The sequence below is a fragment of the Nocardia sp. NPDC059180 genome, from assembly GCF_042754945.1.
Taxonomy (GTDB): domain Bacteria; phylum Actinomycetota; class Actinomycetes; order Mycobacteriales; family Mycobacteriaceae; genus Nocardia.
This window is the reverse complement of the sequence record NZ_JBHZBU010000011.1, coordinates 15,823-35,542: the sequence shown is the minus strand read 5'-3', so window position 1 is coordinate 35,542 and position 19,720 is coordinate 15,823. Positions and strand designations below refer to the sequence as shown.

The window sequence follows — 19,720 nt, the reverse complement described above, 5'->3', positions numbered from 1 at the left end:
CGGCGTAGTGCCGTCGGCGTCGGGCACCCGTGCCGACGGTTGGGTGCCGAACCGATTCTGGGCATACCCGACGAGTTACCCGGCCCTCACGAGATCAGTTGTCGCGTTGGGTCGGGTTCGTCGGGATCGCCTGACACGGAGCTCGCGGCGGCTAGCGTTGTGACCCATAGATGTACTTCGGCGGGATCCGGTAGCTGCCACCGCTGCCGGGCATAAGCTGCATAACGGCCGTCCATTGGACCGGCCGACACCGAGCGCAGCGTTCTACGGCATCCATCGTTGCTGGTGGAAGCCGGTCAGGTGATCGAAAGGGAGTTTCCGCTCATGGTCAACGTCACCGATGGTTTCGGGTCGAGCGTTCTCGGATATCCGCGGATCGGGCCGCACCGGGAACTGAAGCGAGCGCTCGAGGCGTATTGGCGCGACGCCCTTTCCCGCGACGAACTGCTCGCCGTCGGCCGCGATATCCAGGAGCGTCAGTTCAACGAGCTGGCCGCCACCGGGCTGACCCAGGTGCCGGGCAACACCTTCTCCTTCTACGATCACGTGCTGGACAACGCGCTGCTGTTCGGTGCGGTCCCGGCTCGGTTCCAGGAGTTGCAGGAGGGGATGGATCCCCTCGACTTCTACTTCCTGATGGCGCGCGGACGCCCAGATCTGCCGCCGCTGGAGCTGGTGCGGTTCTTCGGCACCAACTACCACTACCGCCAGCCCGAGCTGGACGAGTCCACCGAGTTCTCGCTGCACCCCGAGGCGCTGCTGGACGAATGGGATCGCGCCATGGCCCGCGGCATCGAACTACGGCCGGTGGTGCTCGGTCCGATGTCGCTGCTGCTGCTGTCCAAGGCCGGCCACATCCCCGGTGAATCGGGCGGCTTCGACACGCTGACGCTGCTGGACAAGCTGCTGCCGGTGTACGAGCAGCTGTTCGAGATCCTGGCCAAGCGCGGGTCCACCTGCGTGCAGCTGGACGAGCCGTGCTTCACCAGCGAGCGGTCCGAGAGCGAACTGGCCCTTTTCGAGCGCGCCTACGAGCGGCTGTCGAAGGCGCCGCTGCGTCCGCGCATCCTGGTCACCGGCCAGTACGGCGATTTCGGTGAGGCGCTGACCATTCTGGCGCGCACCAATGTCGAGGCGATCGGCCTGGACCTGGCCTCGTTCCGGATGCGCCCGGATGATCTGGCGCAGATCCCCGGCATCCGCCGTAAGCGGCTCTACGCCGGTGTGATCAGCGGCCAGAACGTCTGGCGTGCGGACCGTTACGTGACGCTGGAATACCTCAACGAGCTGGCCAAGGTCTGCCCCGACCTGGTGGTCGCCACCGGTACCACGCTGCTGCACGTGCCCTACGACGTGCTCGCCGAGTACGACATCGAAGGCAATGTCGCCGACCGCCTCGCTTTCGCGAAACAGAAGGTGGGCGAGGTCGTTTCGTTGGCGAAGGCGCTCACCGAAGGTCCGTCGGACAAATGGCGCAAGCGCCCGACCGAGGTGCATTTCAAGCAGAAGCACGCCGTGCGGCAACGGGTTTACGCCATCACGCCGGAAATGCGTGAGCGCGCACCGTATTCCGAGCGTCGCGCCGCCCAGCAGGAGAAGCTGAATCTGCCGCCGGTGCCCGCGACCACGCTCGGCTCGTTCCCGCAGACCGCCAAGATCCGCCAAGCCCGCTACGACCTGGGTGAAGGCCGGCTGTCCTACGACGAATACCGCAAGCGGATCGAAGCCGAGATCGAGGCGACCATCCGTTTGCAGGAGGACATCGGCCTGGATGTGCTCGTGCACGGTGAGCACGAGCGCAACGACATGATCCAGTACTTCGCCGAACTGCTCGACGGCTTCGCCACCACGCATTTCGGCTGGGTGCAGGTCTACGGTTCGCGGTGTGTGCGTCCGCCGATCATCTACGGCGATGTCGCCCGTCCGGCGCCGATGTCGGTGGAGTGGATCAGCTACGCGCAGTCGCTCACCGACCGGCCGGTCAAGGGCATGGTCACCGGGCCGGTCACCATGATCGCGCGCTCGTTCGTGCGGCAGGATCAGCCGCTGTACGAGACCGCCGACCAGGTTGCGCTGGCTATTCGCGATGAAGTGGTGGATCTGGAGAAGGCCGGGATCTCGATCATCCAGGTCGACGAGCCCGCCATCCGTGAACTGCTGCCGCCGCGCCCCGAGGGCCGTGCGGAGTACCTGCGCTGGGCGGTCGGCGCGTTCCGGCTGGCGACCTCGGGCGTCAAGCCGGAGACCCAGATCCACACCCACATCGGGTATTCCGGTCGCGCCGAAGTGGTCGAGGCGATCGAACAGCTCGACGCCGACGTCACCGCGATCGTGGCCACTCGCTCGATCGAATGGGTGCTCAACGCGCTCAACGAGGACTGCGCCTCCGGTCACGGGCTCAGTCACGGCGTCGGACCCGGTGTGTACGAAAGCCGTTCGGCGCGCATCCCCGATATCGATGAGCTGGACGAACTACTCACCGCGGCAGCCGAAGCCGTCACTCCGCAACGCCTGTGGGCCAACCCGGACGGTGGTCTGAAGACCCGGCACTACTGGCAGTTGGAGCCGTCGCTGCGCAATATGGTCGCCGCGGCGCGGCGCGTGCGGCGGCGGGCCGAAGCGGCTGCGGCCGAGTCGGCAGCCGAATAGTCGAAATTCGAAGGCCGCCTTTCCGTTCGCGGAGAGGCGGCCTTTGTCGTGCGCGGGTGCCGAGCCCGCGGCGGCGAGAATTCGTGCGGACTCAGGTGGTCGCGATCGGCAGGCGTCTCATTGTGGTGGCGGAGCCGGTGCGAGCCGATCGGTGAGGGCGCGCAAGCCCGCGGTGAGCTCATCGGGAGCGGGCACGCCGTCCGGGTCGATCACCCACTGCACCAGCAGGCCGCACATCAGAGTCTGTAGGACGGCCCCGACGGCATCACCGTTGTCGCCGCGGCCGAACTGCGCCAGCCCGCGGCGAGCCCGGTCCTGCGCCGTACTGATCTCGGCGCGCAGTTCGGGGGAGTGCAGGGCCTGCGCAAGACTTTCCATATTGGCCGACCACAGGCCAGGATTCGTGCGAAAAGAGCCGATCAGTGCGGCAAGGAACGCATCCAGCCGCGCGGTCCGGTCGTCCGGATCGTCGGCGGGCAGTGAATCGAGAATCTCCTGTACCGCGTCTCCGCTGGACTCCATCATCGCCTGGTAGAGCAGGGCGTCGCGGGTGCCGAAGTGGTAGTTGATGGCGGCCAGATTCGTGCCGGAGGCCGCGACGATATCGCGCACTGTCGTGCGCGCGTAGCCGCGTTCGGCCAGGCATGTCTTCGCCGCGTCCAGTAGCGCCTCGCGTGTTCCCACCTCCGTACCCTAGCAAGTTCCATACAGGCGTTTGTGACGTATGTTCCAAACAAACGTCTGTGACAAGCGTTTGAAACATCTGTATGTTGAGCCTTGTACCTGTTTCGACGCACGGAAACGAGACCGACGATGACCGCTCAACGTCCGCTTTCACCCTTCGAAGCCGCCTATTTCACCGACGGCGCCAAGTTCGGCAGCGTCGTCACCGGTGGCATGCCCCTCTACATCGGAACCACCGTCACCGGCCGGGTGGACGAACGGATCCTCCAGCTCGTGCTCGACGAGCTCGCGGCTGCGCACCCACTGCTGCGCAGCCGGGTCGTACACGATGCGGAAGAGGCCAAGCTTTTCGTCGTCGACGACGGTTTCCGCCCGCGCCTCGAGGTGGGCGCCGGTGGTGAGCGCGAGTACTTCCGGCTGGTCAACGAGGAGCGGACCTGGTCGGACGGGCTGTTCTCGGCGCGATTGCTGCGCGAGGGCGACCGCGAGCAGATCGTGCTCGTCATCCACCACGGCATCGCCGACGGCCGGTCCGCGTTCGCGCTGCTCGACCAGCTGTGGCGGCGCTACTGCGCCCACCTGACCGGTTCGCCGTCGCCGCGGCCCGCGACCGAGCGCGACCTCCCCGCGGCGGCCGATGTGCGGATGGCCGATGTTGTCGATCGTGCCGCCGTGGCGGAGTGGTCGGAGGACATTGCTGCGCAGGTGGCGATGGCCGGTCCGGATGCCGTTCCCGCCGCGCTGCCGCATGACGGGGTCGGCGCGGGCGATCCGCTCGACCGCTTCGCGATGGTGCGTATCGAACTCGACCCCGACGACACGCGAGCACTCGTCAACTCGGCTCGTGCGCACTGCATCTCGGTCAACAGCCTGTTCAGCGGGGCTGCGATGGTCGCGCTTCGTGCGCTCTTCGATGCGGACGGCCCGCTGTTGCTGAACCTCGGGCACGCCGCCGATCTGCGTTCGCAGCTGGTTCCGCCGCTGCCGGCCGCCACGGTCGTCAACTGGGCTTCCGGCATCGGAACAGTGCTGCCGGTCGATGACGGCGCGAATCCTTGTGAGCTCGGCCGATCGGTGGAGGCCGGTGTGCAGGCAAGCTTGGGCCGCCGGGAACACGCCCTGGTGATGCTGGCCGCGCAGACGATCGGCGACGACCCGGTCATGGCCGCCCTGTTGTCGGCTCGACCCACCCTCACGCTGTCGAATATCGGTCGGTTGCCTGCACATTCGCTGCCCGCCGGTCTGACGTTCGTCCGCGACGACATCTTTGCGATGGCGCCCACGCTGCCGCCGAAACTGACCGTCTTCACCGTCGGCGACCGCATGACCGTTCAGGTCGAATTCGATACCGCGCTGTACAGCAGGGCGCGGCAAGCGCGGCTGCGGACGGCGCTGGCTCAGGTGTTGCAGAGCATCAGCGTCGAGTCGGGAGCGCTGCGTGGGTGAGTGATGTCACTGTGGGCTCGGCAGGTCGGACCGCGACGATACGAACGAGGCAGGCAGACCTCGCCCAGATCGTCGTCGGGACACCAAATCCGGGTCTTCTGGCGGAGGTGAGCAGCCGAACGTGCGTGCGATGTGGCACAGCTCGTGCGGAGCGGGTCGCGGCGTCGATGGGGTAGGGTTGCGGAGGTTCCGTGCGCTGATCGTTCGCGCACGTCCCCCAACTCCGTCGTGGATGTGCACCTTTCGCGCCGGTCATCGCGGCGCTGCCACCATCGGGTGAGGACTCCTGTCCTGCGCGACGCTGCGGCTCGCTCCGATGCCGGAAAGGCACCTGCTATCCCCATGTCTGACAAACCTTCTACTGCCGCGCCCACGACCTCCTCGTTCGCCGAATTCGGTGTGCGTGCCTCGCTGGTCGAGGCGATGAACGCCGCCGGTATCACCGGCGCGTTCCCCATCCAGGCCGCCACGCTGCCCGACACCATGGCCGGACGCGACGTGCTCGCACGCGGTAAGACCGGCAGCGGCAAGACCCTCGCGTTCAGCATTCCGATGGTCGAGCGGCTCGCCGGCGGCACCAGCAAGCCCGGGCGTCCGGCCGGTCTGATTCTCGCGCCGACCCGCGAGCTGGCCACCCAGATCGCGGCCACAGTCGAGATGCTTGCCCGACCGTGTGGCCTACGTGTGGTCACGGTGTTCGGCGGGGTGCCGGTGAACCGGCAGACCCGTGAGCTGCGTGCGGGCGCCGATATCGTCGTCGCCTGCCCGGGCCGGCTCGAGGACCTGATGCGGCAGGGCGTCGTCTCACTGGACGCCGTGCGCATCAGCATCCTCGACGAGGCCGACCACATGGCCGACCTCGGCTTCCTGCCCGCCGTGACCCGCATCCTGACCGCGACACCCGCCAATGGCCAGCGGCTGCTGTTCTCGGCCACCCTCGACAACGAGGTGGACCGGCTGGTCAAGCGCTTCCTGCGCGATCCGATCACCCACTCCGTCGACACGGCCGCGAGCCCGGTCCCGACGATGACCCACCACATCTTCGAGGTCGCAGGTGCCGACGCGAAGAAGGATTTGGTGCGCGCGCTGGCCTCCGGTACCGGCAGGCGCATCCTGTTCATGCGGACCAAACACCATGCCCGCAGGCTCGCCAAGCAGCTGACCGCCTCCGGGATTCCGGCCGCCGACCTGCACGGCAACCTCTCCCAGGCCGCCCGCGACCGTAATCTCAGCGCCTTCGCCGACGGTTCCACCCGCGTGCTCGTCGCCACCGATATCGCGGCCCGCGGCGTCCACGTCGACGACGTCGAGCTGGTCGTTCATGTCGATCCGCCCGCCGAGCACAAGGCCTACCTGCACCGATCCGGCCGCACCGCCCGCGCGGGCGGCTCCGGCGACGTCGTCACCGTTGTCCTGCCCGAGCAGCGCAAGGATGTCGCCGTCCTGCTGCGCAAGGCCGGAATCACCGCGACCCCGCAGCGCGCGAGCGCGACCTCGCCGGCCGTGACCGCCCTCATCGGCACCGTTGCCCCGACCGAGCACCGCGCCACGGCCCCGGCCGACGATCGCGACGACAACCGCACCTCCGGTGCCCGAGGGTCGCGACGCGGCAGCCGCCCGGCCGCCGAGCATCGCGGCGGTGGCGCCGCAGTCTCCGGACGACGCAACGGCGGTGCTCGCCGTGGTCGCCCGGCGGCGGGCCGCTCGACCACCGAGCACCGGCTGAACGGCGGCCGCGAAGCGGGCGACCACGGCAACCGCTCCACCGATCACGGCAACCGGGCAGCCGGACAGGGCAACCGGCGCGGTGGTGTCCGCGGCGCAGGGGAAGCCCGCCACGCCGACGGACAGGGCCGCACCAGGCAGCCCGGCCGCCACAGCGACCACGCCCATGACGCCGCTGGAAGCCACCGTGCGCCCGGTCGTGCGGACCGAACCACTGCCGCGCGTGGTACCAGCGCGCGCGGCCACAACGCCGACAGCCATCGTCGGTTCGAGGACTCGTCCCCGGCCGCTGCGGGCACTCGCCAGCAGCGTCGCCCCCGTCGCGCCACCCGCGCGGCGGGCTAGGGTCTGGGCCACTGGGAGGCCCTACCGGCGCCGTGGCGAGGACGGCGAGGTTGGCAAACCGACGCATGCGGCGGTAGGCATGGACGCATGAGTACTGCTACCGCTTACGCAATGGCCGGGCCGGACGCGCCGTTCGAGAAGGTCGCCATCGAACGTCGTGAGCTGGGCCCGCACGATGTGCTGATCGACATCAAGTACGCGGGGATATGTCACTCCGACATCCACACCGCGCGCAACGAGTGGGGCGGGGCGAACTACCCGTGTGTGCCCGGACATGAGATCGCGGGGCTCGTCGCGGCGGTCGGGTCGGCGGTGACCAGGCACAAGGTCGGCGATCGGGTGGGCGTCGGCTGCATGGTGGATTCCTGTGGGGTCTGCCCGGCCTGCCTGGCCGGTGAGGAGCAGTACTGCACCGGCGGGTCGACCATGACCTACAACACGACGGTGCCGGAGGACGTGCAGCCCGGCGGGTTCACCATGGGCGGTTACGCCACCCAGGTCGTGGTGACCGAGAACTTCGTCCTCGCCATCCCGGACGGCATCGACCTCGATGTCGCCGCGCCGCTGCTGTGCGCGGGCATCACACTGTTCTCCCCGCTGCGGCACTGGCAGGCCGGTCCTGGCAAGAAGGTCGCCATCATCGGCATGGGCGGGCTCGGGCACGTGGGGGTGAAGATCGCCGCGGCACTCGGCGCCGAGGTCACGGTGCTCAGTCATTCGCTGAGCAAGCAGGACGACGGCAAACGTTTCGGCGCGCACCACTACTACGCCACCAGCGACAAGCAGACCTTCCGCGAGCTGCGCGGGAAATTCGACCTGATCATCAACACCGTCTCGGCCGATCTGCCGATCGATTCCTACATGCGCATGCTCGCCCTCGACGGCACCCTGGTAATCCTCGGCCTGCCCGAGCAGCCCCTCTCGGTCCGCCCGATGACGCTGGCCGGCTACCGCCGCTCACTGTCGGGTTCGATGATCGGCGGCATCGCCCAGACCCAGGAGATGCTGAACTTCTGTGCCGCGCACGGCATCGGCGCCGAGATCGAGGTCATCGCCGCCGACGAGATCGACGGCGCCTACGACCGCGTGGTCGCCAGCGATGTGCGGTACCGCTTCGTGATCGACGCCGCGACTATGTGACGCGTCGGGGCGGCCATGTCGGTGGTTGATCTGCGCGGCAGTTGGGTATCTTGACCCATGGTCCCGGCTGCCGAGTTCCGAGCGTGCTGGGGATGATTCGATCCCGAGGCAGGCATGTGCGCCGCAGATGAGAATGCTCCCCGCGCAGGCGGGGATGATCCGCAAGGAGCCAGGCCCGATTCCGCGGGCCCGATGAATCCGCCACCGTGGCTGTTGCGTGCGTTCCTACTCGCGGCGGCGACGGTGGCGGGGTTCGTCGCGGCGTTCTGGCTGCTGCAGCAGTTGCAGGGGCTGCTGACGGTGCTGGTGGTGTCGCTGTTTCTCGCCTTCGCCATCGAGCCGTCGGTGAATTGGCTGGCCAGACATGGCTGGCGGCGCGGTCCGGCTACCGGCGTGGTGTTCTTGACGCTGCTGCTCGTGGTCGTCGCGTTCGTGTGGACGCTGGGGTCGTTGCTGGTCGAGCAGGTCACCACGCTGGTCGAGAACGCGCCGCACTATGCGGACGAGGCGGTCGACCTGTTCAACAAGACCTTCAAGACCGATATGTCCGGCGACGATATCGAGAAGTACGCCACCGAGTGGAGTTCCAACCTCGAGGGTTATGCGGTGGGGCTGGCGGGCAACGTGTGGGGCATCGGCACCACCGCGGTGGCAGCGTTGTTCCAGGCGCTCGGCGTACTGCTGTTCACCTACTACTTCGCCGCCGACGGTCCGCGTTTCCGCAATGCGGTCTGCTCGTTGCTGCCGCCGAGCAAACAGCGGCATGTGTTGCGGGCCTGGGATATCGCGGTGGAGAAGACCGGCGGCTACATCTACTCGCGCGGCCTGCTCGCGCTGGTGTCGACGCTGGCGCACTACATCATGTTGCGGGTGTTCGACGTACCGTCGGCGTTCGCGCTGGCGCTGTGGGTCGGGGTGGTCTCGCAGTTCATCCCGACCGTCGGCACCTATCTCGCCGGTGCGCTGCCGGTGGTGGTCGCCGTGGTCAACAACCCGCCCGACGGCCTGTGGGTGCTCGGCTTCATCATCCTCTACCAGCAGTTCGAGAATTATGTGCTGCAGCCGAGGATCACCGCCACCACCCTCGATATGCATCCGGCCGTCGCCTTCGGTGCGGTGCTCGCGGGCGCCGCCATCCTCGGGCCGACAGGGGCGCTGCTGGCGATCCCGGTCACCGCCACCTTGCAGGGTTTCGCGGGCGCCTACATCCGCCGCTACGACGTCGAGGTTCCGACGGGGAACGCCCCGCCGCCGCTGCCCAAACCCGAACGGCCGCATCACCGGCTGATCCGGCTGCGGCGCGGCAAGTCCGACTGAGCAGCATCGAATCCTCGTCGCCACTGGTTGATTTCCGCAGCTCACCACCCATCCCCAGGAAATAGCGGGCCGCTACGGTTGCGCTCGGGAGACAATAGAGTGATCGGCTGCGGGTGAAGCGGGAGGCGCATGGACGGCGACTGGCAGGATTCGCGCGACTACCAGCGGGATGAACGCCCCCGCCGGCGGGGTGGTGCGGGCCGGGTCAGCGCTGCGATCGTCGCGGCGATCCTGGCCGTCGCCGCCTTCCTCGGATATCGCGGTGAGCTGCCAGGCTGGCCCTCGCTGGAACGGGTGCCCGCTGCCGCGCCCGCAGTGGTCGAGCCGCGCCCGCCGCTGGACCCGGTGGCTGTCTCGGCCGGGATGGAACCGGTGCTGGTGAACATCAACGCCTCGACCAAACCGTTCGGGGTGGGCGCCGCGGGGTCGGGCATCGTGCTGACCGCCGACGGCCAGGTCCTCACCAGCCACCATGTGGTCAAGGGGGCCGAGGCGGTGAAGGTCACCCGGGTCTCCGACGGTCTGGTCTACGAGGCAGAGGTGCTCGGATACGACTCCAGCACCGATATCGCCCTGCTCGGATTGGTCGGCGCGACCGGCCTGACCACGGCCCGGATCGGCAGTTCGTCGGGGTTGCGGCTGCGCGATGAAGTCCTCGCCATCGGCAATGCCGGCGGTACCGGCGCACCGACCGCGGTGTCCGGGCACATCTCCGATCTCGACAGCACCATCCTGGCGTTGAATTCCGCGGATCTGTCCCGCAAGGCGCTCACCGGCATGGTGGAGATCACCGCGGCGGTGAGTTCGGGCCAATCCGGTGGTGCGCTGGCCGACCACGCGGGCGCGGTGATCGGCGTGATCGCGGCGGCCTCCGGCGACCATGAGGAAGACGAGGATCCCGGTGCGCAGGCCCAACGCCCGCCGATCGGCTACGCCGTGCCGATCGATACCGCCATGCGGGTGGTCCGCCAGATTCGCTCGGGCACACCCACCGAGACCGTGCATATCGGCCCCACCGCCACCCTCGGCGTATTGATCTCCGATGCCCGTCCGAGCGGCGCACGGGTCGACGTCGCCATCTACGGTCTTCCCGCGCACGATGCCGGACTGGCCGACGGCGAGATCATCACCTCGATCGACGGCCGCGCCATCACCACCGCCCGCGCCCTGCGCGCCGCGATCAACAAACACAAACCGCAGGATGTCGTGCAGCTTGGCGTCACCGGGCCGGGTGGTGAACGGACCGTTCGCGTCGTCCTTGGCGCGGGGACCCCGAACTAGCCGATCGTCGGTGCGATCCGGCTCAGCCGCCCAACCGCGCCATGGTCGCGTCGGCGATACCAGCCCGATACGGCAACCGTGGAACTCGGTCCACGCCGCCGCGCCAGGTGTAGCTCAGACGAGCGACAGCCAGTAGTCCTGGAACCGCAGGAATATCAGCAGCAGCACCACGGCGTAGAACAGCGCGACGAACGTCCACCGCCATTCCGCGACCACCCGCATCGGCCCACGCGAACCGCCCCACAGCGTCTGGGTGACCGCGGCGAGCAGCGGGGTGATGATGGCCCACACGACCATGCAGTACGGGCAGAGCGCGCCGATCCGGTACAGGCTCTGGAAGATCAGCCAGCAGATGAAGACCGTGCCTGCGATGGTGCCGAGCCACAGCCCGATCCAGATCCAGCGCGGCATCGCTACCCCGGCGACCGCCAGCACGGCGAGAGTGACGACCACCGCGAAACCTGCCACGCCGATGATCGGATTGGGGAACCCGAACAGCGCGGCCTGATCGGTGGTCATCACCGAACCGCAGGACAGGATGGGGTTGAGGCTGCACGACGGCTGATAAGCGGGATCGACGAACAGTTTGAACCGTTCGACGGTCAGCGTGAACGACGCGATCCAGCCGGCCAGACCACCGATCAGCAGAACCCAGGCGGATCTTGGGGCCGCCGCGATCACTGGCCCGCGGCCTGCGCGATCACCGGCGCCAACCCGCCCGGCGTGAACAGCGCCTCACGCGTCTGGACCTGCTCACCGTTGACGAACACGGTCGGCGTGCCCTTGATGCCCTCGTCCAGCAGCTTCTTCGACTTGGCCTGCACGAACTTGTCGTACTTGCGGTCGGTGACGCACTGCGCGATACCGGGGTCGGTATATCCGACCGACTGTGCGATCTCGATCAACTTCTCGTCCGGGAGACCGGCACCACCCTCGGGCGGCTGCTGGGCGAACATGGCCTGCAGCCAGGACTGGAACTTGTCGACTCCGGTGTCGGTGACGCAGTAGGCCGCGTTGGCGCTGCGGGAAGAGAAGTCGGTCGTCGACATCTGGTCGAGGAACGAGGCGATGTTGTATTCGACGTTGATGGTGCCGTTGGCGACGCCGTCGGCAAGCACCTGGCCGTTGGCTTCCTCGAACAGCTTGCAGATCGGGCACTGCATGTCGGCAACCACCCGCACGGTCACCTTCGCATCCGGATTGCCGACGCGGATGGCGCCGGTGGAGGCCACCGGATCCTGCGCCTCAACGGGCGCGGCGCCCGGACTCGCGGTCGGGTTTCCGGCGATCACGCTGGGGATCGCACCGAGATCCTCGTCGTCGTCGCCGCGCATGGCGATACCGACGCCGATCGCGGCAACGAGGGCGACGAGCACCGCCGCGACACCCACCTGAATCGCGATCTTGCGGTTGCGGTCGGCGCGCTCGGCTGCCGCCAGCGGATTCTTCCGACCCGGTTTGTTGCTCACCGTGCGTTCACCACGCCTTTCGCTCGCTTTCGCGTTGCCTGCTGCCCTGATGGTAGAGCCGGACGCGGGTTTCCGGCCTCAGCGGCAAGCCACATCATGGTCGGTGAACCTGAGAGTTTCCGAAATACCCGGCGTGTTCTCGCCCGGAATCGGTCACCGTGGGGCGAGCCCTGCCATCAGCATGTCAACGGAGGTCTCGGCCAGATCGTCGGGAATGTTGCCGTCGAGCTGGTTTGTGTAGATGTGCACCAGCCCGCCCAGTGTCAGCATGGTGAGCCGCGGGTCGACCGCCTCGGCGATCTCGCCGCGCTCGATGCCACGTCGGACGATCTCCTGCGAGGCGGCCAGGCGCACCGCCCAGAATTCACGCCGGACCGCCTCGGCCTCGGCGTCGGTATCGGTGGAGCGAATGAGGGCAGCGCCGGACGGGGTGCGCGCGAATCCGACGAGCACTGTCATGAATTCGAGCATGTCGGTGCGCACCGAACCGGTGTCCGGGATGGGTATCTGGGATTCCATTCGTGCGAGCAGCGCGTCCAGCAGCAGGCGGGGCAGGGTTTTCCAGCGGCGGTAGATGGAGGTCTCGTGCACGCCTGCGGCGGCGGCGATATCGGCGATGCGCACGTCGTCGATGCCGACGGCCTCGATCCGGGCGAGCGTCGCGTCCAGCACAGCTCGACGCAGCCGTGCGCCGCGCAGTTGCGGGGTGCGGTTCGCCGCTTCGGCCATGGCGCCGATTATCGCAAGTCGTCTTGCGTTGATCGAATTCGGGACCTAGCGTGGCGATAACGCAAGTCGACTTGCGATATTTGCAGAAGGAGAGACATGGTCGGCAGTGACGTCGTGGTGTCCCCAGGTATCCCGTTCGCGCGGGCAGAGCGATTCGGAGCACCGATACTGGTTCCCTATGCGGGGCCTGACTCGCACCGGCAGCCGGTGACGGCGCCGCAAAATCCTGGCCGGCTGGAGCCGGTGATGGGGGCGCCGGCGCGGCTACCGCAATCCGAGGACTGCCTGGAGCTGACCATCACCGCACCCGCCGCGCCCGATCCGGGAGGCCGTCCGGTCATGGTGTGGATCCACGGCGGCGCATATCTGGCCGGTGGTGGGGCATGGAACCTGTACGACCCGAGCGAGCTGGTCCGCGAAACCGGCATCGTGGTCGTGTCGATCAACTATCGGCTCGGCGTCCTCGGCTATGCGCGGATACCGGGCGTCTCGCCCGGCAACCTCGGGCTGCTCGATCAGATCGCGGCACTGCAATGGGTGCGTGACCACATCGCCGAGTTCGGTGGCGATCCCGCCCGGATCACCGTCGCAGGCCAGTCGGCGGGCGCGCATTCGATCGTTGCCCTGCTCGGTATCGAGTCCACGCGCACGCTATTTCGCCGCGCCATAGTGCAGAGTGCACCGTTCGGGATCGGCTTCCATGGTGAAGCGAAGGCGCAGCGGGCGGCGCAGGCCTTCCTCGCCGCGCTCGGTGGTGACCCGCGGGACGCGTCGGTGTCCGATGTGCTGGCCGCCCAGGCCGGGGCGGCGACGAAACTCGCCGGGCCCGGAGGGCTCAATTCGGCGCCACCGTATCTCCCGATCGCGGGCGTCGCTCCGCTGCCGGACGAGTCACGTTGGCGCCGGGAAGTCGTCGACCGTGCGAACGGGCTCCAGGTGATGATCGGCGCGACTGCCGATGAGATGGGAGCGTTCTATGGCGGGCCACACCCGGTGTTCTCCCGCATCCGGTCGATCCCGGGAATGGGCCCGCGCATTGCCGCGCGCGTGCAGAAGCTGGTCGGACGCAAAGCGTTCGAAGACGGCACCACGAAATTCGCCGATCTGCTCGCATCGCACGGCGCTGATGTCTACCGCTACCGGGTCCACACCCTGGATCCGGACAACCCGTTCGGCGCCTGCCATTGCCTCGAGCTGCCGCTGCTGTTCGGCGACGACTCCGCCTGGCATGACGCGGCGATGCTGAGCCCCCTGACGCCTGCCGAGGTCCGTGCGCTCGGTAAGTCGACACGGAGCTGCTGGGGCTCCTTCGTGTGTTCCGGCGAACCGGGGTGGTCGCGGCACGCATCGGGTTCGACTGCGGCCCAGCAGATTCCGTAACCGCATCCGGGAAATGATGCGGTGTCCAGTGCGACTGTCCGATGCTCCAGGCCGGGTCGGTTATTGCCCATTCGCCGCTGATCTGTCACTGTTGAGCACATGATCGTTGGAAAGGACGACACCACCGTCATCCGGTGAGTGTTCTCGGGCAGCGGGAAGCTGCGGAAATCCGAAACAAATGGCTCGGTCGGATGCTGTCCACCGCACCGGCCGATCGTCGAGCCGCCGAGGCGGCGATATCCGAAATCTACGAACTCGCGGGCCTCGGGCCACCTCGCTTTCGATGGGTATCATCACCGCTGATCGCCTATGCGACGGGCGAACCCGGAGCCAAGGGCAAGCTCGGTGCCGATGCGAGACCGGAACATCCAGTAGTGCAGTATCTTTCGCGCGTATTGAGCGGCATGCGGGTCACCGTCGGGATGTCACGGCGCGAATGTGACGACTGGGCCGGCGTGCTCGCACCCTTCGAGCAATACGTCACCAGTGCGCTGAATACCTCCTGGGGCAATACCTTCGGCAGAATCATCACGGCCGCCGGTGGCGGGCCGGGTTGGCTCCGGCAAAACATACACTTCGCCTCGGGCTCGGCCGTGTGGTCGGAATTCCCGCCCAATCGAGCTCGCGGTCCGGCCCGTGCATGGGAGCTGTGGGCAACGGTGGCGGCGACCTGCGGCCCGTGGTGGCCGGACGAGAATCTGTGCGTCGTCTCGGAACGTCCCGAGAGGCTGGCGACAGAGGAGGCGGGAGACCTGGGCCGACCGCGTTTGCACTGCGCCGATGGTCCCGCCGTCCGCTACGCCGATGGTTGGGAACTGTACTTCTGGCATGGAACCCAGGTGCCCAGGTGGGTGATCACAGATCCCACTGCGGAAGCCATCGACCGCGAAACCAATATCGAGATCCGGCGTTGTGCCATCGAACGTCTCGGCTGGCCTGCCTACGTCGAAGAGGCCGGGATGCAACTGCTGGCCTGCGCACCCGATCCCGGTAACCACGGCTTCGAATTGATGCTCTACGACCTGCCGGACAATCAGCGGGTGCTGGTCGCGGTGAATGGATCCGTAGAACGCGACGGCACCCGTCGTCGCTACGGACTCACCGTTCCCGGCTATCTCGCCGATCCCGTCGACGCCGCGGCCTGGACCTACGGCCTCACCGGCGGGCAGTATTCCCAACTCCTACACCGCACCTGAGGTGATACCCATGACCGAATCCCTTGTCCTCGACCAACTCGACGAGTCCGTTCGCATTCCGGTAATCCGCGGCATGCATGCACAGGGTGACCTGATCGTCATCCCGCTCTACCTGCTCGACTCGGTCACGCCGACCCCCGGCGCGAGCTGGCGCGCTGTCCCGCCGGAGGGCGTCGAGGTGCTGCGCGGCGCCGCGGGCGGTAACCCACACGCGCTGGTGGCAGAACCCGGTACATGCCGGTGGACCACCGATGTCACCGATCCGAGCGGCCTCGCGTTGGGTATCTTCTCCGCGGATACCGTTGCCTACCTGATGCATCCCGAACACGGCGGTACCGGCAGTGTTCCCGGCACCTACGTCATTCGACGGCAGCGCGAACACTCCCATTTCCGCACCCGCCTGGTCGCCGACTGAGCCCGACGTCCCACCGCCGGGCAGTATCCTCGGCGGTGGGATATCGACTTTCGGCTTCGGGTGACAGTCTGCGTTCAGGGGCGAGCGCCCGGGCCGAATCAGGCGGCCGCGCGCCGGACGGGTTCGCTGCGGTACCGCGATGGCCTGCCGTCGATGCCGAGCACCTTCCACACCAGCTTCGATACCGGGTTGATCAGCCCGCTCTGCTCGGCGAGTGCTCGCACGTCGGCGAAGATATCGCTGAGCGCGTTGCTGGATTCCTCGCTGCGCCAGTACATGTCCTTCACCACCGACTGCGGGATCTCGAACTTCTCGATGAATTCCCTCGGCGGGGTCGCGATCATTTCGCACATGATTCGCATCGCTGTCGGGAACAGCAGCGACAGCGCGAATCGGGTGGCGGGGTGCATCTTCGGGACGTTGCGGCGCAGGTATTCGTGCGCGAATGAAATATGGCGCGCTTCTTCGGCGACGTGGATCTGCATGACCCGCTGCACCATCGGATGCATCTCGTCGCCACCACGCAGGATCGACTTCTGCAGGTGGTCGATGGGTTCCTCGCCGCCGAGCACCATGGTGAAGAAGAATTCGGGGAAGTACTTCACCGCGGGCCAGATGATCATCGTCAGCTTGCGGTCGATCGACCCCATGCCGACGACGTCCTCGCCGATACGATTGATCATCTCCTGGAACATGAGTGTGTGGTTGCACTCTTCGGCCGCCTCATGGGTGATGAAGCGGAACTCCGGATCGCCGTTGGGCAGCGACACCACGTACTGCATGAGCCCGCGGATCAGCAGCTGTTCGAAGTCGAGCCCGACCTTCGCGATTCCGGCCTGCCGCCACATTCCCATGGCGATCTGCTTCTCGACGGGCAGCGCCTTGTACCAGGGGTGGCGGCCCAGCGGATCCGCCTCGGGCAGAACCCAGCGTCGATCGTTCTTGTCGACCCCGTAGTCGGGGGAGTCCCAGTCGATATCCACATAGGGGTCGAAGTGCCGGTTCACCGACCCCTCGGACAGCCCCTGCAGGACCTCGCGGTACGCCTGATCAGCGGATTCCGGCTTCGATACAGCGGACAGCGTCATCGGTGTCTCCCTCGTTCCAGCTTCCGGGAAAATTACCTGGGACCCGGAGTCTCAGTAAATGGTAGACGCTCGCCCACTTCCATACAAGAGTGTATGGAACGGCGGTAGGCGACGTCATCGCCTGCGGCTGCCCGGGCGCAGGCGATGACGGGCTCTTTCGTGCGATCAGGCCTGGTCGAGGCGGGCGAGTTGTTCCTCGACGTCGAAATCGGCAGGGGGCCAATCCAGGTCGAGGGTCTTCAGGGCCTCGATGAGCAGTTCGGTGACGGCGAGGCGCGAGTACCACTTGTTGTCCGCGGGCAGGACGTGCCAGGGGGCATTCTCAGTGGAAGTGCGGTCGAGCATGGCCTGGTAGGCGTCCTGATAGGCGGGCCAGAAGGCGCGCTCGTCGATATCGGCGGGGTTGAACTTCCAGTACTTGTCGGGGCGTTCCAGGCGTTGGCGCAGCCGCTTCTTCTGTTCTTCCAGTGAGACGAACATCGCGACCTTCACCAAAGTGATGCCCTCGTCGGTGAGTTCGCGCTCGAAAGCGTTGATCTCGTCGTAGCGCTCACCCCAGACGGTGGCGGGAACGAGATTGTGTACCCGCACCACCAGGACGTCCTCGTAGTGCGAACGGTCGAAGACACCGATCTGCCCACCGCGCGGCAGCGCCTTGCGGATGCGCCACAGGTAATGGTGGCGCTTCTCCTCCTCGGTCGGCACACCGAAGGCGGCGTGGTCGACGCCCTGCGGATCCACCGAACCGATCACATGGCGGACGATGCCGCCCTTGCCCGCGGTGTCCATACCCTGCAACACCAGCAGCACGCTGCGCGAATCGCCGGATCGGCCATTGGCATACAGCTTTTCCTGCAGATCCGACAGCACCTTGCCGCGCTCGGCGAGCAGCGCCTCGCCGAGCTTTTTATCGCCCTCGAAACCGGGGCGGGCCGAGGTATCCAGATCGGCGATGTGCAGGCCGTCTGCCTTCAATGCCTGCCGTGCCGGAATCGACCAATGCTTCGCCATCTGTCAGACCTACCACATTCGTGGCCGTGATCAGCGGATCTGCGCCAGCCTGAGCAGCTGACAGGCGAAATCGGCGTCGGTCACCGGGGTGAGGGTCAGCTCGTCGGCGGTGGTGAGCAGATAGCGGCCGTCGCCGGTGACGTCGAGCCAGGTGCGATGACGGGTGGGCGGCGACATCGGGTTGTCCGGCTCCACCGTGACGGTAATGAAGCCGCGGCCGTCGACCGGTTTGCGCAGCGCGCGGCGGAATCGGGCGGCGCCGCGCTCACCGTTGGCGGAGAAAGCCTGACCGTTGCCCGCGTGGTCGGTGGCGCCGAGCACCGCGTCCTGTGGTTCGCGCAGGGTGCCGGATCGGCCCGGTTGTGCCGGCCCGATGACCTCGACCAGGTGCTCACCGAGGCCGCGCGCGTGGCACATCAGCACCGTCACGCCGGTCGGCGCGGCGACCAGGATGGCGGCGTGCTGATGGACCAGGGCGGCGAAGGCCAGGATGCGTTCGGGGCCGCCTCCGTCTGCGGAGGCGGTGCGCTCGCCGGACACGGTGATGGTGGTGGCGTCGGCGCGGGCGCACAACATGAGCGCGGCAGCCAGATCGGGGTCGGCCTGTCTGGCGAACCGCTGCGGTAATCGCAATCCGAGGTGTTCGGCATCGGTGCGCACGGTGGCGCCGGGTGCCATATTGACCGGGTAGGGGCGGCGATCGAGATCGGTTTCGTTCTGCCAGACGTAGCTGAATTCGTCCGGGGTGAGTACCCATTTCACAGTGGTTGGCTCCCGCCGCCGGTGGGGTCGATGCGGGTTACCGCGAAGCGGGGCACCCGATCTCCCGAAGCGGGGATGGCGGGGGAGTAGACGTGAGTCATGAGGTCCTGGACGTCGGCGGTGACGGCCGCCGCCGCGATGTCGTGATCCATCCTCCGTTGTCCGCCGTGGATGGCTTCGGCGGCCGGATCGTCGAGCGGACGATACGGCTGTGGCGGCGCGATCGCAGCTCGAACGGTTTGTGCCGCATCGCGATCGAGCTCGAGCAGTGCGGCGACCGCGGTGCAGACGTCGTGCGCGTCGGCGCCCGCGGCGACGAACTCGCGGGTGGCCTGCGCCGCGGCGTCGGCGGTGTGGCCCGACCAGCGCGCGAACTCGCGGTTGGTGGCGTCGCCGAAGGCGCGGAACGCCTCGCCGAGTGCGACGGCGTTCGCCTGCCATACGGCCGCGGCCCGGTCGAGTGCGGCCGGGTCCATCACCTCGTGCACGCGATCCCAGATCTCCTGGTGGGTGTAGCCGATGAAGTGTTCACGCTCCGGCGCGTAGGCGGGGTCGATGTCACCGGAGGGGCCTGCGGGTTCGGCGTGATCTGCCATGGGGCGCTACGCTCCTCACTCGATGCCCGGCGTCATCGCGGCGCCAGATGTGCGGCGACGAGGTCGATCGCGGCCTTGTTGGCGGCGTCGGCGTCGGCGAACTTCTTACCGGCCGCCAGATAGGCAGCCTTGTAGAGCAGCGCGGTCTCCTGCAGTGCGGTCAATGTGTCCAGGTATTCGCGTCCCTTGGCGCCGAATCCCCTGGCGAGCGCATGGCCGGTGGGCAGATCCGGGAAGCCGGAAACCTCGGTGATCAGATGTGATTCGGCTCTGGCGCGTTGTAGATCGTCGACGAGTAAGTCGCAGGCCGCGGCCAGATTCGATGCCACGTCTTCCGCGAGTTCGAACGATGCCGTCCCACCGTCGAGTGCCGCGACATACAACTGCCGAGCCCGGCTCTGCCCGGTCTCCGGTACCGCCATCTGGCTCCCCCTTCCCCTAGGTCTACATCCCCGCCGCGCCGATTCGGACTCTACCGGTCCGAAAT

18 protein-coding genes are annotated in these 19,720 nt (G+C 67.3%); 9 read left to right on the top strand and 9 right to left on the bottom strand.

Going from position 1 to position 19,720, the window contains the following annotated elements; all coding sequences use genetic code 11:
• Positions 1 to 324: 324 nt before the first annotated feature.
• Positions 325 to 2,649, top strand: coding sequence for a 5-methyltetrahydropteroyltriglutamate--homocysteine S-methyltransferase (gene metE / locus ACFXNW_RS27250; protein WP_379420834.1), 2,325 nt, complete (start codon positions 325 to 327; stop codon positions 2,647 to 2,649).
• A gap of 117 nt (positions 2,650 to 2,766) precedes the next feature.
• On the opposite strand, the gene ACFXNW_RS27245 is transcribed toward metE, so the two are convergent.
• On the bottom strand, positions 2,767 to 3,333 hold the full coding sequence (locus ACFXNW_RS27245; RefSeq protein ID WP_379420649.1) for a TetR/AcrR family transcriptional regulator: 567 nt from the start codon (positions 3,331 to 3,333) through the stop codon (positions 2,767 to 2,769).
• A 129-nt stretch (positions 3,334 to 3,462) separates the two neighbouring features.
• On the opposite strand from ACFXNW_RS27245, the gene ACFXNW_RS27240 reads away from it, so the two are divergent.
• The 5 genes from ACFXNW_RS27240 (at position 3,463) to ACFXNW_RS27220 (ending at position 10,587) form a co-directional block, all read left to right on the top strand.
• Positions 3,463 to 4,779 carry a hypothetical protein gene (locus tag ACFXNW_RS27240; RefSeq protein WP_379420648.1) on the top strand — a complete coding sequence of 439 codons (1,317 nt, stop codon included), beginning with the start codon at positions 3,463 to 3,465 and terminating at the stop codon, positions 4,777 to 4,779.
• A 342-nt stretch (positions 4,780 to 5,121) separates the two neighbouring features.
• Positions 5,122 to 6,849, top strand: a complete 1,728-nt coding sequence (locus ACFXNW_RS27235) for a DEAD/DEAH box helicase (protein ID WP_379420647.1) — start codon at positions 5,122 to 5,124, stop codon at positions 6,847 to 6,849.
• An 87-nt stretch (positions 6,850 to 6,936) separates the two neighbouring features.
• On the top strand, positions 6,937 to 7,989 hold the full coding sequence (locus ACFXNW_RS27230) for an NAD(P)-dependent alcohol dehydrogenase (protein WP_379420646.1): 1,053 nt from the start codon (positions 6,937 to 6,939) through the stop codon (positions 7,987 to 7,989).
• Positions 7,990 to 8,181: 192 nt separating this feature from the next.
• Positions 8,182 to 9,306, top strand: a complete 1,125-nt coding sequence (locus ACFXNW_RS27225) for an AI-2E family transporter (protein WP_379420645.1) — start codon at positions 8,182 to 8,184, stop codon at positions 9,304 to 9,306.
• A gap of 129 nt (positions 9,307 to 9,435) precedes the next feature.
• A complete protein-coding gene (locus ACFXNW_RS27220) occupies positions 9,436 to 10,587 on the top strand; it encodes a S1C family serine protease (RefSeq protein ID WP_379420644.1) in 1,152 nt (383 codons plus the stop codon).
• Positions 10,588 to 10,701: 114 nt separating this feature from the next.
• On the opposite strand, the gene ACFXNW_RS27215 is transcribed toward ACFXNW_RS27220, so the two are convergent.
• The 3 genes from ACFXNW_RS27215 to ACFXNW_RS27205 all read right to left on the bottom strand — a co-directional run bounded on the left by ACFXNW_RS27215 (position 10,702) and on the right by ACFXNW_RS27205 (position 12,785).
• Positions 10,702 to 11,268 carry a vitamin K epoxide reductase family protein gene (locus ACFXNW_RS27215; protein WP_379420643.1) on the bottom strand — a complete coding sequence of 189 codons (567 nt, stop codon included), beginning with the start codon at positions 11,266 to 11,268 and terminating at the stop codon, positions 10,702 to 10,704.
• Entirely contained in the window at positions 11,265 to 12,056 is a 792-nt protein-coding gene (locus ACFXNW_RS27210) for a DsbA family protein (RefSeq protein ID WP_379420642.1), read from the bottom strand. The genes ACFXNW_RS27215 and ACFXNW_RS27210 overlap by 4 nt, the downstream gene beginning before the upstream one ends.
• 153 nt (positions 12,057 to 12,209) lie before the next feature.
• Positions 12,210 to 12,785 (bottom strand): TetR/AcrR family transcriptional regulator C-terminal ligand-binding domain-containing protein, encoded by a 576-nt coding sequence (locus tag ACFXNW_RS27205; protein WP_379420641.1) that lies wholly within the window; start codon positions 12,783 to 12,785, stop codon positions 12,210 to 12,212.
• A 96-nt stretch (positions 12,786 to 12,881) separates the two neighbouring features.
• On the opposite strand from ACFXNW_RS27205, the gene ACFXNW_RS27200 reads away from it, so the two are divergent.
• From ACFXNW_RS27200 to ACFXNW_RS27190, 3 genes are all read left to right on the top strand, one after another.
• Entirely contained in the window at positions 12,882 to 14,165 is a 1,284-nt protein-coding gene (locus ACFXNW_RS27200; RefSeq protein ID WP_379420640.1) for a carboxylesterase family protein, read from the top strand.
• Between the two features lie 134 nt (positions 14,166 to 14,299).
• Positions 14,300 to 15,361, top strand: coding sequence for a DUF6745 domain-containing protein (locus ACFXNW_RS27195; RefSeq protein ID WP_379420639.1), 1,062 nt, complete (start codon positions 14,300 to 14,302; stop codon positions 15,359 to 15,361).
• Positions 15,362 to 15,371: 10 nt separating this feature from the next.
• Complete coding sequence (locus ACFXNW_RS27190; protein ID WP_379420638.1) at positions 15,372 to 15,776, top strand: hypothetical protein; 405 nt, start codon at positions 15,372 to 15,374, stop codon at positions 15,774 to 15,776.
• A gap of 98 nt (positions 15,777 to 15,874) precedes the next feature.
• Here the strand turns inward: ACFXNW_RS27190 and ACFXNW_RS27185 are convergent, their stop codons facing one another.
• The 5 genes from ACFXNW_RS27185 to ACFXNW_RS27165 all read right to left on the bottom strand — a co-directional run bounded on the left by ACFXNW_RS27185 (position 15,875) and on the right by ACFXNW_RS27165 (position 19,655).
• On the bottom strand, positions 15,875 to 16,864 hold the full coding sequence (locus ACFXNW_RS27185; protein WP_379420637.1) for a diiron oxygenase: 990 nt from the start codon (positions 16,862 to 16,864) through the stop codon (positions 15,875 to 15,877).
• Between the two features lie 165 nt (positions 16,865 to 17,029).
• On the bottom strand, positions 17,030 to 17,875 hold the full coding sequence (locus ACFXNW_RS27180) for a polyphosphate kinase 2 family protein (protein ID WP_379420636.1): 846 nt from the start codon (positions 17,873 to 17,875) through the stop codon (positions 17,030 to 17,032).
• A gap of 30 nt (positions 17,876 to 17,905) precedes the next feature.
• On the bottom strand, positions 17,906 to 18,637 hold the full coding sequence (locus tag ACFXNW_RS27175) for an ESX secretion-associated protein EspG (protein WP_379420635.1): 732 nt from the start codon (positions 18,635 to 18,637) through the stop codon (positions 17,906 to 17,908).
• Entirely contained in the window at positions 18,634 to 19,233 is a 600-nt protein-coding gene (locus ACFXNW_RS27170; protein WP_379420634.1) for a hypothetical protein, read from the bottom strand. Before ACFXNW_RS27170 ends, ACFXNW_RS27175 begins: the two co-directional genes overlap by 4 nt.
• 32 nt (positions 19,234 to 19,265) lie before the next feature.
• Entirely contained in the window at positions 19,266 to 19,655 is a 390-nt protein-coding gene (locus ACFXNW_RS27165) for a hypothetical protein (RefSeq protein WP_379420633.1), read from the bottom strand.
• Positions 19,656 to 19,720: the final 65 nt, after the last annotated feature.